The organism is Rhodococcus sp. P3_B8, assembly GCF_056402775.1.
The window spans coordinates 13,539-31,291 of the sequence record NZ_JBFUGT010000027.1; the positions used below are offsets into that span (position 1 = coordinate 13,539).

General features: G+C 68.1%; 16 protein-coding genes. 8 read left to right on the forward strand and 8 right to left on the reverse strand.

What is annotated here, in order from left to right; genetic code table 11:
- Positions 1-2: 2 nt before the first annotated feature.
- Genes AC1D1G_RS12980 through AC1D1G_RS12990 form a run of 3 tightly spaced genes read right to left on the reverse strand, consistent with a single transcriptional unit; the run spans position 3 to position 2,268 of the window.
- Complete coding sequence (locus AC1D1G_RS12980; RefSeq protein WP_477952403.1) at positions 3-980, reverse strand: NAD(P)H-dependent flavin oxidoreductase; 978 nt, start codon at positions 978-980, stop codon at positions 3-5.
- Between the two features lie 23 nt (positions 981-1,003).
- Positions 1,004-1,408 (reverse strand): nuclear transport factor 2 family protein, encoded by a 405-nt coding sequence (locus AC1D1G_RS12985; RefSeq protein WP_280781955.1) that lies wholly within the window; start codon positions 1,406-1,408, stop codon positions 1,004-1,006.
- On the reverse strand, positions 1,405-2,268 hold the full coding sequence (locus AC1D1G_RS12990) for a crotonase/enoyl-CoA hydratase family protein (RefSeq protein ID WP_280781954.1): 864 nt from the start codon (positions 2,266-2,268) through the stop codon (positions 1,405-1,407). Before AC1D1G_RS12990 ends, AC1D1G_RS12985 begins: the two co-directional genes overlap by 4 nt.
- 109 nt (positions 2,269-2,377) lie before the next feature.
- On the opposite strand from AC1D1G_RS12990, the gene AC1D1G_RS12995 reads away from it, so the two are divergent.
- The 4 genes from AC1D1G_RS12995 to AC1D1G_RS13010 all read left to right on the forward strand — a co-directional run bounded on the left by AC1D1G_RS12995 (position 2,378) and on the right by AC1D1G_RS13010 (position 5,878).
- Complete coding sequence (locus AC1D1G_RS12995; protein ID WP_011596490.1) at positions 2,378-2,983, forward strand: TetR/AcrR family transcriptional regulator; 606 nt, start codon at positions 2,378-2,380, stop codon at positions 2,981-2,983.
- Positions 2,984-3,044: 61 nt separating this feature from the next.
- Positions 3,045-4,046 (forward strand): YihY/virulence factor BrkB family protein, encoded by a 1,002-nt coding sequence (locus AC1D1G_RS13000; protein ID WP_280781953.1) that lies wholly within the window; start codon positions 3,045-3,047, stop codon positions 4,044-4,046.
- Positions 4,043-4,405, forward strand: a complete 363-nt coding sequence (locus AC1D1G_RS13005; protein ID WP_054248435.1) for a PH domain-containing protein — start codon at positions 4,043-4,045, stop codon at positions 4,403-4,405. Before AC1D1G_RS13000 ends, AC1D1G_RS13005 begins: the two co-directional genes overlap by 4 nt.
- 222 nt (positions 4,406-4,627) lie before the next feature.
- Complete coding sequence (locus AC1D1G_RS13010; protein ID WP_283332572.1) at positions 4,628-5,878, forward strand: MFS transporter; 1,251 nt, start codon at positions 4,628-4,630, stop codon at positions 5,876-5,878.
- A 4-nt stretch (positions 5,879-5,882) separates the two neighbouring features.
- Here the strand turns inward: AC1D1G_RS13010 and AC1D1G_RS13015 are convergent, their stop codons facing one another.
- A complete protein-coding gene (locus AC1D1G_RS13015; RefSeq protein ID WP_477952407.1) occupies positions 5,883-7,427 on the reverse strand; it encodes an acyl-CoA synthetase in 1,545 nt (514 codons plus the stop codon).
- A gap of 47 nt (positions 7,428-7,474) precedes the next feature.
- Positions 7,475-8,788, reverse strand: coding sequence for an MFS transporter (locus tag AC1D1G_RS13020; protein WP_477952408.1), 1,314 nt, complete (start codon positions 8,786-8,788; stop codon positions 7,475-7,477).
- Positions 8,789-9,017: 229 nt separating this feature from the next.
- Between AC1D1G_RS13020 and AC1D1G_RS13025 the strand changes: the two genes are divergently transcribed.
- From AC1D1G_RS13025 to AC1D1G_RS13040, 4 genes are read left to right on the forward strand one after another with little or no spacing between them, the layout of a single operon-like run.
- Entirely contained in the window at positions 9,018-10,103 is a 1,086-nt protein-coding gene (locus AC1D1G_RS13025) for a phosphotransferase family protein (protein ID WP_247251937.1), read from the forward strand.
- Positions 10,104-10,137: 34 nt separating this feature from the next.
- Complete coding sequence (locus tag AC1D1G_RS13030) at positions 10,138-11,367, forward strand: acyl-CoA dehydrogenase family protein (protein ID WP_477952410.1); 1,230 nt, start codon at positions 10,138-10,140, stop codon at positions 11,365-11,367.
- Entirely contained in the window at positions 11,364-12,938 is a 1,575-nt protein-coding gene (locus tag AC1D1G_RS13035; RefSeq protein ID WP_477952411.1) for an acyl-CoA synthetase, read from the forward strand. Before AC1D1G_RS13030 ends, AC1D1G_RS13035 begins: the two co-directional genes overlap by 4 nt.
- A 13-nt stretch (positions 12,939-12,951) precedes the next feature.
- A complete protein-coding gene (locus tag AC1D1G_RS13040) occupies positions 12,952-14,304 on the forward strand; it encodes an MFS transporter (protein ID WP_283332578.1) in 1,353 nt (450 codons plus the stop codon).
- Between the two features lie 52 nt (positions 14,305-14,356).
- Here the strand turns inward: AC1D1G_RS13040 and AC1D1G_RS13045 are convergent, their stop codons facing one another.
- The 3 genes from AC1D1G_RS13045 to AC1D1G_RS13055 are packed head-to-tail and all read right to left on the reverse strand — an operon-like array spanning position 14,357 to position 17,665.
- Positions 14,357-15,838: an adenylate/guanylate cyclase domain-containing protein gene (locus tag AC1D1G_RS13045; protein WP_477952413.1), complete on the reverse strand. Its 1,482-nt coding sequence runs from the start codon at positions 15,836-15,838 to the stop codon at positions 14,357-14,359.
- 55 nt (positions 15,839-15,893) lie between these two features.
- On the reverse strand, positions 15,894-16,517 hold the full coding sequence (locus tag AC1D1G_RS13050) for a response regulator (RefSeq protein ID WP_061041732.1): 624 nt from the start codon (positions 16,515-16,517) through the stop codon (positions 15,894-15,896).
- Entirely contained in the window at positions 16,514-17,665 is a 1,152-nt protein-coding gene (locus AC1D1G_RS13055; protein WP_283332580.1) for a sensor histidine kinase, read from the reverse strand. The genes AC1D1G_RS13050 and AC1D1G_RS13055 overlap by 4 nt, the downstream gene beginning before the upstream one ends.
- Positions 17,666-17,753 lie beyond the last annotated feature (88 nt).

Here is a 17,753-nt window from a genome sequence, read left to right on the forward strand (position 1 = left end):
GCCTAGAGCAGGCGAGCCCGCGCGTCCGCGTACTCGCGGGTGAGGCGTTCGACGATCTCCGCGGCCGGGACGACGGCGTCGACGGCGCCGATGCCCTGTCCGGCGCCCCAGATGTCGCGCCAGGGCTTGGCTTCCGACTTCGTGCTCTTGTCCGCGTCCTCGCCGACACCGAAGTTCATGGCGGACGGGTCCGACACGGCGAGGTTGTTCGGGTCGAGTCCGGCGGCCTCGATGCTGCCGCGCAGGTAGTTGCCGTGCACCCCGGTGAACAGGTTGGAGTAGACGATGTCGGATGCGGTGGAGTCGACGATCATCTGCTTGTAGCCCTGGTCTGCGTTGGCCTCTKCGGTGGCGATGAACGCGGAGCCGAYGTAGGCGAGGTCGGCGCCGGCGGCCTGCGCGGCGAGGACCGAGCGGCCGTGGGCGATGGAGCCCGACAGCAGGACCGGCCCGTCGAACCATTCGCGGATCTCCTGGATCAACGCGAACGGCGACAGGGTGCCCGCGTGTCCGCCCGCGCCGGCCGCGACGGCGATGAGGCCGTCGGCGCCCTTCTCCACGGCCTTCTTCGCGAACTTGTTGTTGATGACGTCGTGGAGGACGATGCCGCCGTAGCTGTGGATGGCSTCGTTGACGTCGGCGCGGGCGCCGAGGGACGTGATGACGATCGGGACCTCGAACTCGACGATGGTCGCGAGGTCCTCGTCGAGGCGGTCGTTGCTCTTGTGGACGATCAGGTTGACCGCGTAYGGCGCGGACGGTGTCTCCGGGTTGTTGGCGTCGTGTTTGGCGAGKKCTTCGGTGATGCGGGTGAGCCATTCACGCAGGACGGGCTGCGGGCGGGYGTTGAGCGAGGGGAACGATCCGACGATGCCCGACGTCGACTGGGCGATCACCAGGTCGGGACCCGAGACGATGAACATCGGCGACGCGACGACGGGCAGGCGAAGCCGGTCTTGCAGGATGGGGGGCAGGCTCATGAATTTCTCCTTGATGCAGTGGTTTACGACTGGGAGAGCTGGGCGGCCATCAGCGGGATGAGCGCCTGCAGGCCTTTCACGGGACGGACCATCACCTTGAACGACGTGATCTGATCGCGGTCGTTCCAGTGAATGAGGTCGATGCCGTTGACGTGGATGCCGTCGAGTTCGGTAGCGAATTCCAGGACCGCCGAACGGTCGCCGTACCACTCCTCGACGTAGTGGAAACCGGTGCCGTCGAAGACGGTCAGGGCGGCGCGGAGGTACGCCAGGACCTTCGCCTTTCCTTCCTGCGGAGTGAACACGGCGGGGGAGGAGAACACGGCGTCGTCCGCGATCAGGGCGTCGAGGGCGGTGAGGTCGCGACGGTCGACGACGTGATGCCAGCGGTCGACGACGCCGGGGCGGGCAGGCAGTTCGGCGGTCATCCGCGGAACGCCGGGGTCGGGAGGTCTTCGCCGAACACGTCCGGCAGGTCGTCGCGCACGCTGTCGGGGAACACGGCCGGCCGCTTCTCGAGGAACGCGGAGATGCCTTCGCGCGCGTCCGGTCCGATGCCGCGGATATTGATCCCGCGTGTCTCGACGCGGTGCGCGATCATCGGGTGCTCGGCGCCCAGTGCCCGCCACATCATCTGGCGCGACAGCGCCACCGACACCGGGGCGGAGTGCTCGGTCAGACTCCGGGCCAGCGCATACGCCTCGTCGAGCAGGGATTCCCGCGGGTACAGCTTGTACACGAGGCCGGCGTCGAACGCTTCCGTGGCGGGGAACACCCGGCCGGAGTAGACCCAGTCGAGGGCCGTCTGCAGGGGGACGAGGCGGGGCAGGAACCAGGTCGAGCAGGATTCGGGCACGATGCCTCGGCGGTTGAAGACGAATCCGATGCGGGCGTCGTCGGCGGCGAGGCGGAAGTCGGCGGCGAGGGTCATCGTGATGCCCACTCCCACTGCCGGTCCGTTGATCGCGGCGATGATCGGCTTGCGGGATTCGAACATCCGGAGCACCACGCGACCGCCACCGTCGCGGCGGGCGTCGGCGCCCTCGTCCCCGTCCTCGTCCTGCCAGTGATCGAACGTGGCGGCACCGGCGGACAGGTCTGCGCCCGCACAGAACGCTCGTCCGGCTCCGGTGAGCACGATCGCCCGGACGGAATCGTCCGCATCGAGCTGGTCGTAGGCGGCGATCAGCTCGTTTTCCATGGTGGTGGTGAACGCGTTGAGCTGGTCGGGCCGGTTCAGGGTGATCGTCGCGATACCGTCCGCGACGGCGAGTCCGATGTGATCCACCGCCCCAGCATGACATTGTTACCGAACGATCGCTAGAGCGGGTTCTGTGACGGGACCCACTACCCTGGAGTGGTCGTGTGACGATCGGATCGGGGACGGAGACCGAGGGATGTGCGCTGCAAAAGTCGCCGCCGTGGCAACGGGTACCGGGCGGCAGGTGATCCTCGACTCCGCGGTGGCCAACATGAACGAACGCGGCTATCACGGCACGTCCATGCGCGACATCGCCCGCGGCGCCGATATCACCGTCGCCTCGATCTACCACCACTTCGCGTCGAAGCAGGAGATCCTGCAGGACATCATGGTGCGCGCACTCCACGACGCCATCGCGATGACCCGCGGGGCCCTGCTGCGCTCGGGTGGCGCCCCCGCCGACCAGTTGCAGGCGCTGATGCGGGCGTGGGTCATGTTCCACACCACCCGGCAGCTGGACGCGATGGTCGGCGCCACCGAGATACGCAGTCTCGACGACGCCGGCCGCCGGCTCGTCGTCGCCCTCCGCGACGAACAGGAGCACCTCTTCCGCGACGTCGTCGAGCGCGGTGTCGAGGAGGGCGACTTCGCGACCGAATTCCCGCGGGACGCCGTCCGCGGCATCATCAACATGGGTCAATCGGTGTGCACGTGGTGGCACGCCGACGGTCCGCTGAAGCCCGAGGAACTCGCCGAGCGCTACGCCGACCTCGCCCTGGCGATGGTGAAACCGACCGTCTGATCGCCGTGGCCGCGGCCCGGGCAGAATCGGGGTAGCGGGTGTCGCGGAAACGGAGCGTGAGATGAAGTTCGCCAGACGGCTCGACGCTCTCCAGCAGAAGTACCCGGCAATGGGCTTCCCGATCGCCGTCACGTACAAATTCCTCGACGATCAGGGCGTGTACCTTGCGGCGTTGATCGCCTACTACGGGTTCATCTCACTGTTTCCCCTCCTGCTTCTGCTCTCGACGGTGCTCGGGTTCGTGCTGGCGGGGCACCCCGAACTGCAGCAGGACATCATCGACTCGGCGCTGAGCCAGTTCCCGGTCATCGGCGCCGACCTGGCGGACCCGCACCGGATCGGCGGCGGGGTGACGGGCCTGGTGATCGGACTCGTCGGCGCCCTCTACGGCGGCCTCGGGGTGGCACTGGCCAGCCAGAACGCGATGAACACGGCGTGGTCGGTGCCCCGCAACATGCGGCCCGACCCGATCCGAGGCCGGTTGCGGGGTCTGCTGTTGCTCGGCACGATCGGTCTCGCCGTCCTCGGCACCGCCGCGGTGGCGGCGGTCGGCGCCGCGACGCACCTGTCCGGATCGTCCACCGTGCTTCTCATGCTCGCCGCGATCACGATCAACTCCGCGATCTTCATCCTCGCGTTCCGGCTCGCCACTGCCCGGCCGCTGTCCGTCGCCGACGTCGCGCCCGGCGCCGTCGCAGCAGCCGTGGTGTGGCAGGTGCTCCAATCGTTCGGCGCGTATTACGTGAGCAAGGTGGTGAGCACGGCGTCCGTGACGAACGGGGTGTTCGCCGTCGTGCTGGGCTTGCTGGCGTTCCTCTTCCTCGCCGCCGCGGCGATCGTGGTGTGTGTGGAGATCAACGTCGTCCGCGTCGACCGGCTGCACCCGCGGGCGCTGCTCGGGCCCTTCACGGACAAGGCCGACCTCGTGGAGGGCGACAGGCGGACGTTCACCGACCAGGCGAAGGCGCAACGCGCGGTACCGCACGAGGGCATCCACGTCACGTTCGACGAAGTTTCTGCGAAGATGGACAGGCCTGGACCGCCGTCGAAGGAGGAACCATGACCGACCCGATCTTCGACAAGTCGGAACAGTTGAAGCAGGTCCAGCAGGGCATCCTTCCCGGCGAGACGATCATCGCCGTGTACGACTGCATCGGCGCGGGCACCGGCTTCCTCGGGATCACGAACCTCCGCGTCGTCATCCAGGACAAGAGCTTCGTCGGCAAGCGCACCGCGATCACGTCCATCCCGTACAAGAACATCCGCTCGGTCTCGTTCCTCAGCAACAAGTCGTGGGCAGGCCAGTTCTTCTCCTCCAGCAGCATCGCCCTCGACGTCGCCGACACCACGTACGAGGCCGACTTCCGTGGCATGGACAAGGCCCACCACGTGCACACGGTGATCCTCGAACACATCACGTGACGTAGGTCGCTCTGCTCCGGTGCGTCGCCCCAGGTCACGGCGACGCACCCACATGCCGCGCCGGTGAGTGGAATCACCCCCGCGTGAATTGTCAATTCGGTTGCAGCCTCGCCCATACTGGTACGAGCCGGTGTGCCACTATCTCGGCCCGGTTCATCCACAGGCGAGTCCATTGGACGTGCTCGCCGATCCTACGATCAGCCCGACGGGAGTCTTGCTGCCATGACGCCGCCTGCAGTTCACCTCACCGAACCTGCGGTCACCGCTCGTCCGTCTCTGCGTCCGCGGATTCCGTCACCGAGTCGGCGGGGCGCGATGCTGGCGCTTGCCCTCGGCGGGTTCGGTATCGGCACAACGGAATTCGCGTCCATGGGCCTGCTGCCCGCGATGGCTGCGGGGACCGGGGTGTCGGAGCCGGTGGCCGGGCACTTCGTCTCCGCGTACGCGCTCGGCGTCGTCGTCGGGGCGCCCACGATCGCGGCGCTGGCCGCGCGCGTCGAGCGGCGCACGCTGCTCATCGCGTTGATGGCCACGTTCGTCGTCGGCAATCTCGCGACCGCCCTCGCCCCCGGTTACGAGTCGCTGCTGGCGGCCCGGTTCCTCGCCGGGCTGCCCCACGGCGCGTACTTCGGGGTCGCAGCGTTGGTCGCCGCGCACCTTGCGGAACCGGGCAAACGCGCCAAGGCGGTCGCGACCGTGATGATGGGCCTGTCGGTCGCGAACGTGGTCGGGGTGCCTGCGACGGCGTTCTTCGGCCAGATCCTGGGCTGGCGGTCCGCGTTCGTGCTCGTGGTGATCATCGGAATCGTGACGCTGGTGGCGTTGGCACGCCTCGTCCCGCCGCTGGCCGGGGTGCACGTGAGCAACCCGGTGGCCGAACTCGGGGCGCTGAGCCGGGTGCAGGTGTGGATGACGCTGATCTTCGCGACAGTCGGGTTCGGCGGTTCGTTCGCGGTGTACACCTACATCAGTTCGACGCTCACCGACGTGTCCGGGTTGCCGCACGCGATGGTTCCGGTGGCGCTGATGCTGTTCGGTTCGGGGATGATCCTCGGCAACGTCGTGGGTGGCCGCATCGCCGACAACGCGGTGGTCCCCGGGCTGTTCGGGTGCATGATCGCCCTGATCTGCGTCCTCGCCCTGTTCATCGTCGCCGCACACAACCCGGTGACGGCGCTGATCGTGCTGTTCTTCATCGGGATGGCGGTGACGGCGATCTTCCCGGCCGTCCAGTCGCGGCTGATGGACGCGGCGGGTGACGCGAAGACCCTGGCGTCGACGCTGATCCACGGCGCGTTCAACCTCGCCAACGCGGGTGGTGCGTGGATCGGTGGCGTCGTGATCGCGGCCGGATACGGCTACACCGCCCCGGCCGCCGTCGGCGCCCTCCTCGGCGTCGCCGGACTGATCGTCCTCACGATCGCGGTCCTCCTCGACCGCCGGCGCCGGGACGAACCGGCCGCCGACGGCTGACGGTTCAGGCGTGAACTCCGGCGGCGTACCGATCTCGTAACGTGCCCTTGACGAGTTTCCCGGTGGGGGTGCGGGGGAGGTCGTCGCTGAAGACGACGTTCCGCGGGACCTTGAACCGGGCGAGCCGTTCCCGCACGTGGTCGAGGAGGTCACCGGCCAGCGCGTCGTCCCCGGTCACACCCGGAACGGTCTGGACCACGGCCAGCACCGATTCACCCATCTCCTCGTCGGGGATCCCGATCACCGCGACGTCCAGGACGGCAGGGTGTTCGGTGAGGGTGTTCTCGATTTCCTGCGGATAGATGTTGACGCCGCCGGAGATGATCATGAACGACTTCCGGTCGGTGAGGAACAGAAACCCGTCCTCGTCGAGGTAGCCGACGTCGCCGGTGGTGGTCCACGTCGGGTGCTGTGGGTGCTGGGCGTCGCGGGTCTTGGCTGGGGCGTTGTGATACTCGAACGGCAGGGTGTCCCGCTCGAAGTAGAGGGTGCCGATCTCGCCCGGTGCGAGGTCGGCACCGTCGTCGCCGCAGATGTGGGCGACGCCGAGCGCGGCGCGGCCGACGGTTCCGGGCTTGCGGAGCCATTCGTCCGAATTCACGAGGGTCATGCCGTTGAGTTCGGTGGACGAGTAGTACTCCGACAGGATCGGACCCCACCACTCGATCATCTGCCGCTTCACCTCCACCGGGCACGGGGCCGCGGCGTGCACGGCGACGCGCAGGCTGGAGACGTCGTACTTCTGCCGGGTCTCGGCGGGCAGCTTCAGCATGCGGACGAACATCGTGGGTACCCACTGGCTGTAGGTGACGTGGTACTGCTCGATGTACGCGAGCGCCTGCTCGGCGTCGAAGCGGTCCATCACGACGACGGTGCCGCCGAGGGCCTGCACCGACGCGCAGGTGCGGAGCGGTGCGGCGTGATACAGCGGGGCGGGTGAGAGGTAGACGGTGTCCGGTGTGACTCCCCATACCGTCGCGTTCATGCCGGTCATGGTGTCGCCGGGTTCCTGGATCTGACGCGCGGGCAGTTCCGGTTTGATGCCCTTCGGGCGACCGGTGGTGCCGGAGGAATACAGCATGTCCGCCCCGCGGGGCTGGTCGGGGAGCGGGACGTCCGACTCCGCGGCGGCGGCCCGGTCGAGGGAGTCGTAGCCGGGGATCGATCCCCCGAACGCGAGCCGGTGCTCGGTGGCCGGGGTGAGGGCGGGGAGGTCACGCGCCACCGCGTCGAGTGCGGCGTCGACGATCAATGCTCTGGCGCCGCAATCTTCGACGATGTAGGCGATCTCGGGTGGCGTGAGGTGCCAGTTCGCCATCGTGAGGTAGAGGCCGGAACGCATGGCCGCCCAATAGATGTCGAAGATCGCGGGAGTGTTCGTGGCCAGCACCGCGACGTGATCTCCGCGGCGCAGTCCGAGGGTGTGCAGGTGGCGGGCGATCCGGATCGAGCGGGACTCGAGTTCGGCGAAGGTGACCGTCTGCCCGGTGCCCGCCATGATCACGGCCGGCTTGTCGGGGGTGGTGGCAGCATGAGCGCCGGGATACATGGTTGCTCCAATTCGTGAGGGATCTCGAGGGGGACACTGTCCGGACGTCAGCCGAGTTGCTCCTGCGCGACCTTGGACCGGCGGGCCACACCGGCCACCGAGATCAGTCCGATGACCGCAGCGACGATCACGAAAACGGCAGGGGAGAGGACGTTTCCGGTCTTCTCCACCAGCCAGACGGCGACGAAGGGGGCGGTGCCACCGGCGATGACGACGCCGAGGTTCCAGCCCATGGCGACCCCGGTGAAGCGGACGTCCTTGTCGAACAGCAGTGGCATCAGCGTGTACGAGCCGACCTGGGTTCCGACGGTGTTGACCATGATCAGCAGGTAGGCGATCGCGGCGATCCACAGGCTGTGGTGCATGACGGCCATGGCGGGGTAGGTGATGATCGCGAATCCGGCGAGGCTGATCACGGTGAACCGCAACCGCCCGATGCGGTCGGCGAGCATGCCCCCGAGCGGCATCGCGAGCGCGACGACACCGATGACGGCGGTTGCGATCCAGTAGACCGGGGTGCGTTCGTAGCCGAGGCTCTTCATGAGATGGATGCTCATGTAGGTGAGGCCGATGTACGCGGTTCCGTTGCACGCCAGGCTGATTCCGACCGACTGCAGGAGGGCGAGCGGCTGCCGCCGGAAGACGGCGACGACGGGCGCCTGGACCGGTCCGGAATCGGCGTCCTCGCCGTGGGTCTCCTCGACCCGGGTGCGGGCCCACAGGCAGAGCAGCGTCAGCGGCAACGCGAGCAGGAACGGGACCCGCCATCCCCAGCTCTCGAGTTGCGCGTCGGTCGTCAACGCCGACACCGTGCCTGCGACCGCTGCGGCCATCGCGAACCCCATCGTGGATCCGAGCGGGGTGAACGCCCCGTAGGTGGCCTCGAGATGCCGCGGCGCGGATTCGGAGATGAACGTGGCCGAGCCGCCGACTTCGCCGCCGGCCGAGAATCCCTGGACCATCCGCACGACGACGAGCAGCACGGTGGCCCAGATCCCCGCTTGCGCGTGGGTGGGCAGGAATCCCATGGCCATGCTGCCGAGGCCCATGCAGACGAGCGTCGCGAGGAGGGCCTTCTTCCGTCCGAGCCGGTCGCCGATGTGCCCGAACACGATGCCACCGAGCGGGCGCATGAGGTAGGCGGTGCCGAACACGGCGAGTGCGGACAGCAGCGCGATGGCCGGGTCGCTGCTGGGGAAGAAGAGCGGGGCCATCACGATCGCGAGGTAGCCGTACAGGCTGAAGTCGTAGTACTCGATCAGGGTGCCCACGCCACCCGCGATCGCGGCGCGGCGCGCTCGGATGCGGTCTTCGGTCCGCCATGCGGTGGTGGCAGCAGACCCGGTCAACTGGTCCGTCATTGGTGTCCTGACCTTTCGGAGGCGGATGAGACGTGCATCACTTCTCGTGGATCATGCCAAGCGAACGATCGATTGGCAAGGTGTTCGGGCGTCGGGCCTTTTTCGGCAGTTCTGGATCTTTAGTCGCTGTATAAGGAGATATTGACTTCCGACGTTCACTCGGTTGATGATGAGAACTGGCCGAACGAGCGTTTGGCTGAAGATCGAAGTACTCGAAAGGACGCAGCGGATGACGACGTCCCACGCCGAAGCGGACACCCACGAGGACCGGGAGGATTCGGCCGGCGTCGACCTCACCGCTCTCGCCCACTACCTCGACGACGCACTCGAGGGCGGGGTGCGCGGCGACCTCGCCGTCTCGCTCATCAGCGGTGGCCGATCGAACCCCACCTACCGCGTCGCCGACGCCGACCGGACGTGGGTTCTGCGGCGGCCACCGTACGGGCACGTCCTGCCCAGCGCTCACGACATGAAGCGCGAGTTCACCGTGATCAGGGGACTGGCGGGAACCGCCGTCCCGGTGCCCGACGCGGTGCTGCTGTGCGAGGACAAGGACGTGCTCGGAGCCGCGTTCTACCTCATGGAACTGGTGGACGGAACACCCGTCGGAACGGTCGAGCAGGCGTCGGCACTCACCCCGGACGACCGTCGCCGGCTCGGACTCGACCTCGCCGACACCCTGGCCGCACTGCACGGCGTCGACCCCGCCGCGGTCGGGCTCGGCTCGTTCGGCCGCCCCGGCGGATACCTCGAACGTCAGCTCGACCGTTGGTCCCGGCAGTGGGAGGCCTCGCGCACCACCGATCGGCCCGAGGTGTCCGTGCTGCTCGACAAGCTGCGCCGGGCGCTGCCCACCTCGCACTTCCCGGGCATCGTCCACGGCGACGTCAAACTCGACAACGTGCTCGCGTCCCGCGACGACGCCGGGAAGATCGTCGCCGTTCTGGACTGGGAAATGGCCACGCTCGGCGACACGCTCGCCGACGTCGGGATCATGCTGAGCTTCTGGGACCAACCCGGCGCCGTCGACAACCCGGTGACCAAGGGTCTCGCCCGACTCGACGGATTCCCCACCCGTACCGAACTTCTCGACCGATACGCCACGCGGCGCGGCATCGAGATCCCCGACATCGACTGGTACACGGTGTTCGCCGACGTCAAGATCGCCGTCATCCTCGAGGGCATCAATGCCCGGCACGCACAGGGCGACACCGTCGGTGGGGGTTTCGACGACGTCGGCGACATGGTCGGCCCGCTGTTGCAGCGTGCACTCGACCTCGCCGCCATGTCGCCCGTGTCCGAACTCCGCCGCTGACCGCGGCACCACCGAAGAGATTGGAGCCACGGAAGTGGATTTCGACTACAGCCCGAAAGTGCTGGAACTGCAAGCGAAGCTGACGAAGTTCATGCAGGAGCGGGTACTACCTGCCGAGACGATCGCCGAAGAGCAACTGGCGTCGAAGCCGGACCACTGGGGTGCGCCGCCGATCGTGGCCGACCTGAAGGCGGTCGCGAAGCGCGAGGGCCTGTGGAATCTCTTCCTGCCCGCGCGCGAGGGTGCGGGCCTGACGAACCTCGAGTACGCGCCGCTCGCGGAACTCACCGGCTGGAGCCCGTTGATCGCGCCCGAAGCGTTCAACTGCAACCCGCCCGACACCGGCAACATGGAACTGCTGCACCTGTACGGCACCGACGAGCAGAAGCGGGAATGGCTCGAACCGCTGCTCGCGGGCGAGTTCCGGTCGTGCTTCTCGATGACCGAACCCGACGTCGCGAGCTCGGACGCCAACAACGTCCGGTTCGAGATCGCCGAGGACGGCGACGACTGGGTGCTGACCGGCCGCAAGTGGTGGTCCACCGCGGCCCTGCGCGACGACTGCCGGGTGGCGATGGTCATGGGCGTCACCGACCCAGGTGCCCCGGTCGGCAGCCGGCACAGCATCGTCCTCGTTCCCATGGACACCCCCGGTCTGGCCATCGTCCGGTCCACCACGGTGCTCGGCTTCACCGACCGCCACGAGGGCGGGCACGGCGAGATCGTCTTCGACAAGGTCCGCGTCCCCAAGGCGAACCTGCTCGGACCGCGCGGCAAGGGCTTCGCGGTCGCGCAGGCGCGTCTCGGTCCGGGGCGCATCCACCACTGCATGCGGTTGATCGGCATGGCCGAGCGGGCGATTGCGCTGATGACCGAACGCGCCCGCACCCGGGTGGCGTTCGGCAGGCCCCTCGCCGACGAGGGTGTCGTGCAGGCGACCGTCGCGGACGCGCGGATCCACCTCGACGCCGCTCGGCTGCTGGTGCTGCGGGCCGCCTGGCGGATGGACGTCGAGGGCACGAAGGCGGCCCGTCACGACATCGCCGCCGCCAAGGTGATGGTCCCGCTGACGGTCAAGCAGATCGTCGACGACGCGATGCAGATCTTCGGCGGCGCCGGCCTGTCGCAGGACACGATCCTGCCGGTGCTCTACGCGCAGGCCCGGTTCCTGCAGATCGCCGACGGTCCCGACCAGGTGCACCGCCGCTCCCTCGCCCGCGCCGAGTTCGCCGCCACCCCGGTACTGACAGAAGTCCGCGGGTGAACGAGGCCACCACGCACGCCCGGCAGCAGAGCATCGGCGACATTCCGCGGCGGTCCGCGGCGCGTTCCCCGGACAAGCTCGCCGTCGTGCACCGCGACGTCCGGCTCACGTTCGCCGAATTCGACACCCTGATCGACAGGGTCGCGGCGGCCCTGCACTCCGAGGGGTTGACGCGGGGCGACCGGCTCGCGTTGTTGTCGCACAACTGCTGGCAGTACCCGGTGCTGAACTTCGCGACCGCCCGGCTCGGTGTGGTTCTCGTGCCGGTCAACTTCATGCTGACCGGCGGGGAGATCGCATACATCCTCGACGACTGCGCAGCCGACGCGTTCGTCGTCGAGGACGCCCTGGTGCCCGTTGCCGAGAAGGCGCTCGCGGAATCGACGGGAAGCGTCCGGGTGCGGGCCACGATCCCGCTCGGCGATGCGGCCAGACCGGACGGCTGGCGTTCTATGGCGGACTGGGCGGACGGCGAATTCGGTTCGCCGCCCGAGGTGTTCGTGGCGGACGACGACGTGGTCCGCATCATGTACACGTCCGGTACCGAATCACGGCCCAAGGGTGCGATGCTCACCAGCCGGTCGCTGATGTGGCAGTACATCAGCTGCATCGTCACCGGCGGCATGAGCAGCGACGACGTGGAGGTGCACGCGCTGCCGCTGTGCCACTGCGCTCAGCTCGACAACTTCCTCAGCACCGACATCTATCTCGGCGCGACGAGCATCATCGTCGACGGGCCCGACCCGCAGGTGCTGCTCCGCACCATCGAGGCCGAGCAGGTGACCAACCTGTTCTGCCCTCCGACGGTGTGGATCTCGCTGCTGCAGTCGCCCGAGTTCGAGAGCACCGACCTGCGTTCGCTGCGCAAGGGCTACTACGGGGCATCACCGCTGCCGGTGGAGATCCTGCGCGAAATGAACCGACGGTTACCGGGCATTCGGCTGTGGAACTTCTACGGGCAGACGGAAATGGCGTCACTCGCGACGGCGCTCGGGCCGGAAGATCAAGAGACGCGCGGTGGTTCGGCGGGAAAGCCCGCTCTCAACGTGGAAACACGCATCGTCGACGACCGGGACCTTCCGCTTCCCGCGGGTGCGGTCGGCGAGATCGTGCACCGCAGCCCGCACGCCACCGTCGGCTATCTCGGACAACCCGAGAAGACCGCGGAAGCATTCGCGGGCGGGTGGTTCCACTCCGGCGACCTCGGCTACCTCGACGAGGACGGATACCTGTGGGTGGTCGACCGCAAGAAGGACATGATCAAGTCCGGCGGGGAGAACGTCGCGACCCGGGAGGTCGAGGAAACGCTCTACGAACTCGACGGCGTCGGTGAGGCCGCCGTGTTCGCGGTGCCGCACCCACGGTGGATCGAAGCGGTCGCCGCAGTCGTGGTCCCCGCCGCCGGCCTCGAACTCGACGAGAAAGACGTCGTGGAGCACTGCCGCGGACGACTCGCCGGATACAAGGTGCCCAAATACGTGATCGTCGCCGACTCCCTCCCGAAGAACCCGAGCGGCAAGATCCTCAAACGCGTTCTCCGAGACACATTCGGTTCCATTGCCCAAGACTGAGCAGGAGACCACCATGCCCACCGATTCGAACACACAACGCGCGGGCAAGCCCCGGGCCGCGCGCGCCTCGTTCGCGGCCGCCATCTCGACCTCACTCGAGTGGTACGACTTCTTCATCTACGCGACCGCCGCCGCACTCGTCTTCAACGCCACGTTCTTCGCGACCGACAGCCAGGTCGTCGCCGCCCTCAACTCGTTCGCCACGGTGGCGGTCGGTTTCGTCGCCCGGCCGATCGGCGGCGTCCTCGCCGGCCACTTCGGCGACAAGGTGGGTCGCAAACCGGTACTCGTCGCGGCCATCGTGATGATGGCCGTCGCGACGTCGCTGATCGGCCTCGTGCCCAACACCCAACTCGTGTGGCTCGCACCCACGATTCTCGTGACGCTGCGGATCTGCCAGGGCCTCGCCGTCGGAGCGCAATGGGGCGGTGCCGTCCTCCTCGCCACCGAGAACGCCCCCGCCGGACGTCGCGGGTTCTACGGCAGCTTCGCGCAACTCGGCGTGCCCATCGGCGTCGTGCTCGGAAACGTCGTCTTCCTCGTCATCACAGCGGTATTCGACTCCGAGTCGTTCCTCGCGTGGGCGTGGCGCATCCCGTTCTGGATCAGCCTCGTGATGCTGCCGGTCGCCTTCGTCATCCACCGCTACCTGGAGGAGACACCCGAGTTCCGGGAACTGTCGAAGAAGCTCGCCGAGGCTCCGGTCGCGCGGAAGTCGCCGATCCTGCAGGTGCTGCGCAACAATCCCGGCACCGTACTCACCGCGGCCGGCGCGAACGCCATCGGCGTCATCTTCTTCTACACGATGATCACGGGGTCCGTGCAGTTCGCCACCACATACCTCGGGATCGAACGCTCGACCGTGCTCGGCTTCATCCTCGCCGCCTGCGTTCTGATGATTCCGCTGGTACCGCTGGCCGGATACCTCTCCGACATCTACGGCCGGAAGCTGATCTTCGGAATCGGCACCGCCGGAATGCTGCTGTGGGGAATCCCCATGTGGCTCATGATCGGACACTCGAGCCAGGGCACGCTGTGGCCGTTCGCGCTCGCCGTCTTCGGCGCCGTGATCGTCATGTCGTTCCAGACCGGAACGCAGGGAACGCTGTTCGCGGAACTGTTCCCGCCCGAGATCCGATTCTCCGGTGCCTCCCTCGGCTACCAGATCTCCGCCATCATCGGTGGCTTCTCACCGATGGTCATGGTGCTGCTCATCAACGGCGACGCGTCCAACGCCTGGCGGGTCGGCGCCTTCCTCGCCGGCGCCGGAGCGATCGGGCTGCTCTGCCTCGTCGCGATCGTTCGGAAATACTCGACGCCCGACATCCAGCACGCGCCTGCCCGCCGGTCCACCGTGGCGGTGTGAGGTGACGTGAGTGGCAAAGTGTGCTGGCGCACGCTTTGCCACTCACCTGGGGTCAGCGGGACAGTCGGCGTTGCCTCGCGTTGGCGGCGCCGACGAGCGCGCGCAGTGCCTGCGGTGCCCGCTTCGCGGTGCGCATGATGGCCTGGTCGATGACGCTGAGCCGTGGTGCGCGCCGCGGCACCATCCGGGGTGTGTCCGCGTCGGAGAGCGCGTAGAGGATCCATCGACCCGGGACACCCTTGAGTTCGTGTTCACCGACTTCGGTGAACCGGAGACCCGACCCCACCACGAGGTCGCGCACGGTACGTGACACCAGCACTTCCCCGGCGCGGGCCGTCGCTCCGATACGCGCTCCGATGTGGACGGTCATCCCGCTGACGTCGGGCCCGTTCCGCTCCACCTGCCCGGTGTGTACGCCGGCCCGCACGTCGAGGCCGAGGGCGCACGCGTCGTCGACGACGCTCCGCGCACACCGGATCGCCGAGGTGGGGCCGTCGAAGATGCTGAACGTGCCGTCGCCCGCGACGTTGAGGAGGCGTCCGCCCGCCCTCTCCACCCCGTCGCGCACCTGCCGTTCGTGGGCGGCGCGGAGTTCCCGGTAGGCGCCGTCGCCGATCCTGGCGAGCATCTCCGTCGACCCGACGACGTCGGTGAACAACACGGACGCAACGAACTGCCCGGCGTCCGGTGTCGGGTGACCACCGGTGGCGAGTTGCTCGACGTCGTCGATGATCGGCTTCCACGCCTCACCGAGCGACGCGCCGGTCGGCGCGGGCGGCAGCAGATGGAAAGTGCTCTGCGGGATGTGATCGGCGACGTACCGCGCGGCGGCCGCGGGAACGGGACTGCCCGAGACGATGACGATCCGGGCCGGGCACTGGATCGACGGCAGTATGTCGGAGTAGTCGAGGCGGAAGATCCACTCCAGGTGGGCGCGCGCGACGGCCGGTGTCGCCGAACTTCGCTCGAGCATCGACATCAGCCGTCGGTTGAACGGGGAATCCTCGCCGGGATCCCACAACGGCACGGTCGCGCCCGACCCCCACACCTCCGTGGCCGCCCGCCATCCCTCGACGAAGTGGTCCCGTTCGGCGGTCGACCATCCCTCCGGATCGTGGTCGCCGCCGATCAGGCGTTCGGCGAACGGCTGGATCAGCAGCACTCCGGTGACTCGTTCCGGTGACCGCGCCGCCACGAGCGCGACGGCGCCGCTCGCGCTGGCCACGCCCACCAGCAGTGCCTCGCGCATCCCGATCTCGTCCATGACCGCGACGATGTCGTCGGCCTGCTCCTCGAGCGTCGGCAGGTGGTCGACCGGGTCGGACAGGCCCAGCCCCCGCTGCTGGAAGTAAGCGGTGCGGGCGAACGTGCTGCCCCGTTCCATCAGGTAGTGGATCTGCGGGTCTGTCCACATCAGGTCGAGGTGCATGTTGATCTCGAAGAGCCACACCACGTCCAGCGAACCGCCGCCCACCACCTGATACGCCAGCGCGTGCCCGTCCCGCTGGATGTACTGGACGACCGGTGGGCCCATTTCCCCAGCGTAAACGGATGTGAGTGGCAAAGTGTGCGTCCACACACATTGCCACTCACCTGGGGATGGTGCCCAGCTCGCGGGCCCGCGCGATTGCGGAGGTCCGGGACTTGACGCCGAGTTTGCCGAAGATGTGGACGAGATGGGACTTCACGGTGGTCTCGGAGAGGAAGAGTTCCTTACCGATCTCCCGATTGGATCGCCCGGCAGCCACCAACGTCAGCACCTGGATCTCCCGTGGGCTGAGGCTGGTGGCAGGTCGGCGTACGCGCGTCATCAGTTTCGACGCCACGGCCGGGGAGAGGACGCTGTCGCCGGCCGACGCCGCGCGGACGGCGGCGAGGAGTTCGGGCGGGGGAGTGTCCTTCAGGAGATACCCGGCGGCGCCGGCCGCGACCGCGTCGAGGATGTCGGCGTCCGTGTCGTAGTTGGTGACGACCAGCACGTGCGGTGGGTTCGGCAGGGACCGCAGGTTCCGGGTGGCGTCCACACCCGAGGTGCCGGCGCCGAACCGGAGGTCCATGAGCACCAGGTCGACCGGAGTCGTCGCGCACAACGCCACGGCGGCGTCGGCGGTGGCAGCCTCGCCGACCACCTCGATGTCGTGCTCGTGCTCGAGGAGGGCGCGCAGGCCCGCGCGAACGATCGCGTGGTCGTCGGCGAGCAGCAGTCGGATCATGTGCCGACCTCGAGCGGGAACGACACCGCGACCGCGGTCAGTCCTGGTTCCGACTCCACCGACATCGACCCGTCGAGCAGCTCGACGCGTCGGCGAATCGAATTCAGCCCGAACGCTTTCGACGGTTCACGGTCGAGGAGTGCGACATCGAAGCCGCCGCCGTCGTCGACGACGTCCAACCGGACCGCGTCCTCGTAGTAGGTGAGCGTGACCGCCATCCGGGATGCGTGCGCGTGCCGGACCACGTTCGACACCGCGCCCTGCGCAATCCGCACCAACGCCGCCTCGACGGGCATCGGCAATCGCACCGGCTCCCCCTCGACCACGGCAATGGTGTCGAACGTGTCGTTCCTCGCCTGCGTGCAGATCCGTGCGAGCGCGTCCACGAGTGACTGCCCGTCGAGGACGGCGGGTGTGAGATCGCCGATGAGCTGACGGGTTTCGGCGAGGCTGTCGGCGGCCGTCTCCCGCGCCAACCGGATGCGGTCCCGGGCGGGGTGGTCGGGGGCGGCGCGTTCGACGGCGTGGAGCAGCATCTGAATGCTCGACAGATCCTGCGCGACGGTGTCGTGGATCTCGCGTGCGAGCCGCTCACGTTCGGTCAGGGAGCCGGCGGCACGTTCCTGCTCGGCGAGTTCGGCTCGGGTTCGGGTCAATTCGTCGATGAGGCGATCGCGTTCGACAGCCTCCCGGTACAACGCCCGGTAGCCGAGGCCGATCGCCACCGCGACGCACGCACCGATCACCGGACCGACGACACCCGCGACGCTCCAGCCGCGGTGCATTCCGGTGCCCACGACCGCCACGACGGTCGCGGCTGCGACCGCCAGGACTCCCCAGCGTCGCGGCAGCAGATGCAGGTACAGGAAGAACAGCCCGAACGCGAGATAGGCGGCGTCGGGGGCGAGGACCATCAGCGCCACCCACAAAGCCGTCAGCGCTGCGAGCCACCACGTCCCGCGCAGACGACGCGTCGCTCCCGCCGCGTACACCGCGAGAAACGCCACCGACAGCACCACGATCGCCGGTGCCTGTGGTACGTCCGGAAGGACGGCGCGCAAGATCACGACTGCAGTGAGCGCCGCGATCAGCGCATGCAGTCCCAGTTGGAGTCCCGCGAACACGGGCGTGAGAGGGGAGCGGTGCACCCCGCCCAGCTTATCGACGCGACCGCACCCGGCATCCATCGAAAGTCGGAACGCGCACCCGACCTTCGACCACCGAGAATTCCACCGC

What these genes read in the sequence shown, in the direction of transcription:
- AC1D1G_RS13020 (WP_477952408.1), bottom strand. Translation starts at nt 8,788, where the DNA reads ATGACGGACCAGTTGACCGGGTCTGCTGCCACCACCGCATGGCGGACC.
- AC1D1G_RS13045 (WP_477952413.1), bottom strand. Translation starts at nt 15,838, where the DNA reads ATGGGCCCACCGGTCGTCCAGTACATCCAGCGGGACGGGCACGCGCTG.
- AC1D1G_RS13005 (WP_054248435.1), top strand. Translation starts at nt 4,043, where the DNA reads ATGACCGACCCGATCTTCGACAAGTCGGAACAGTTGAAGCAGGTCCAG.
- AC1D1G_RS13050 (WP_061041732.1), bottom strand. Translation starts at nt 16,517, where the DNA reads ATGATCCGACTGCTGCTCGCCGACGACCACGCGATCGTTCGCGCGGGC.
- AC1D1G_RS13025 (WP_247251937.1), top strand. Translation starts at nt 9,018, where the DNA reads ATGACGACGTCCCACGCCGAAGCGGACACCCACGAGGACCGGGAGGAT.
- AC1D1G_RS13040 (WP_283332578.1), top strand. Translation starts at nt 12,952, where the DNA reads ATGCCCACCGATTCGAACACACAACGCGCGGGCAAGCCCCGGGCCGCG.
- AC1D1G_RS13010 (WP_283332572.1), top strand. Translation starts at nt 4,628, where the DNA reads ATGACGCCGCCTGCAGTTCACCTCACCGAACCTGCGGTCACCGCTCGT.
- AC1D1G_RS13015 (WP_477952407.1), bottom strand. Translation starts at nt 7,427, where the DNA reads ATGTATCCCGGCGCTCATGCTGCCACCACCCCCGACAAGCCGGCCGTG.
- AC1D1G_RS12995 (WP_011596490.1), top strand. Translation starts at nt 2,378, where the DNA reads ATGTGCGCTGCAAAAGTCGCCGCCGTGGCAACGGGTACCGGGCGGCAG.
- AC1D1G_RS12985 (WP_280781955.1), bottom strand. Translation starts at nt 1,408, where the DNA reads ATGACCGCCGAACTGCCTGCCCGCCCCGGCGTCGTCGACCGCTGGCAT.
- AC1D1G_RS13000 (WP_280781953.1), top strand. Translation starts at nt 3,045, where the DNA reads ATGAAGTTCGCCAGACGGCTCGACGCTCTCCAGCAGAAGTACCCGGCA.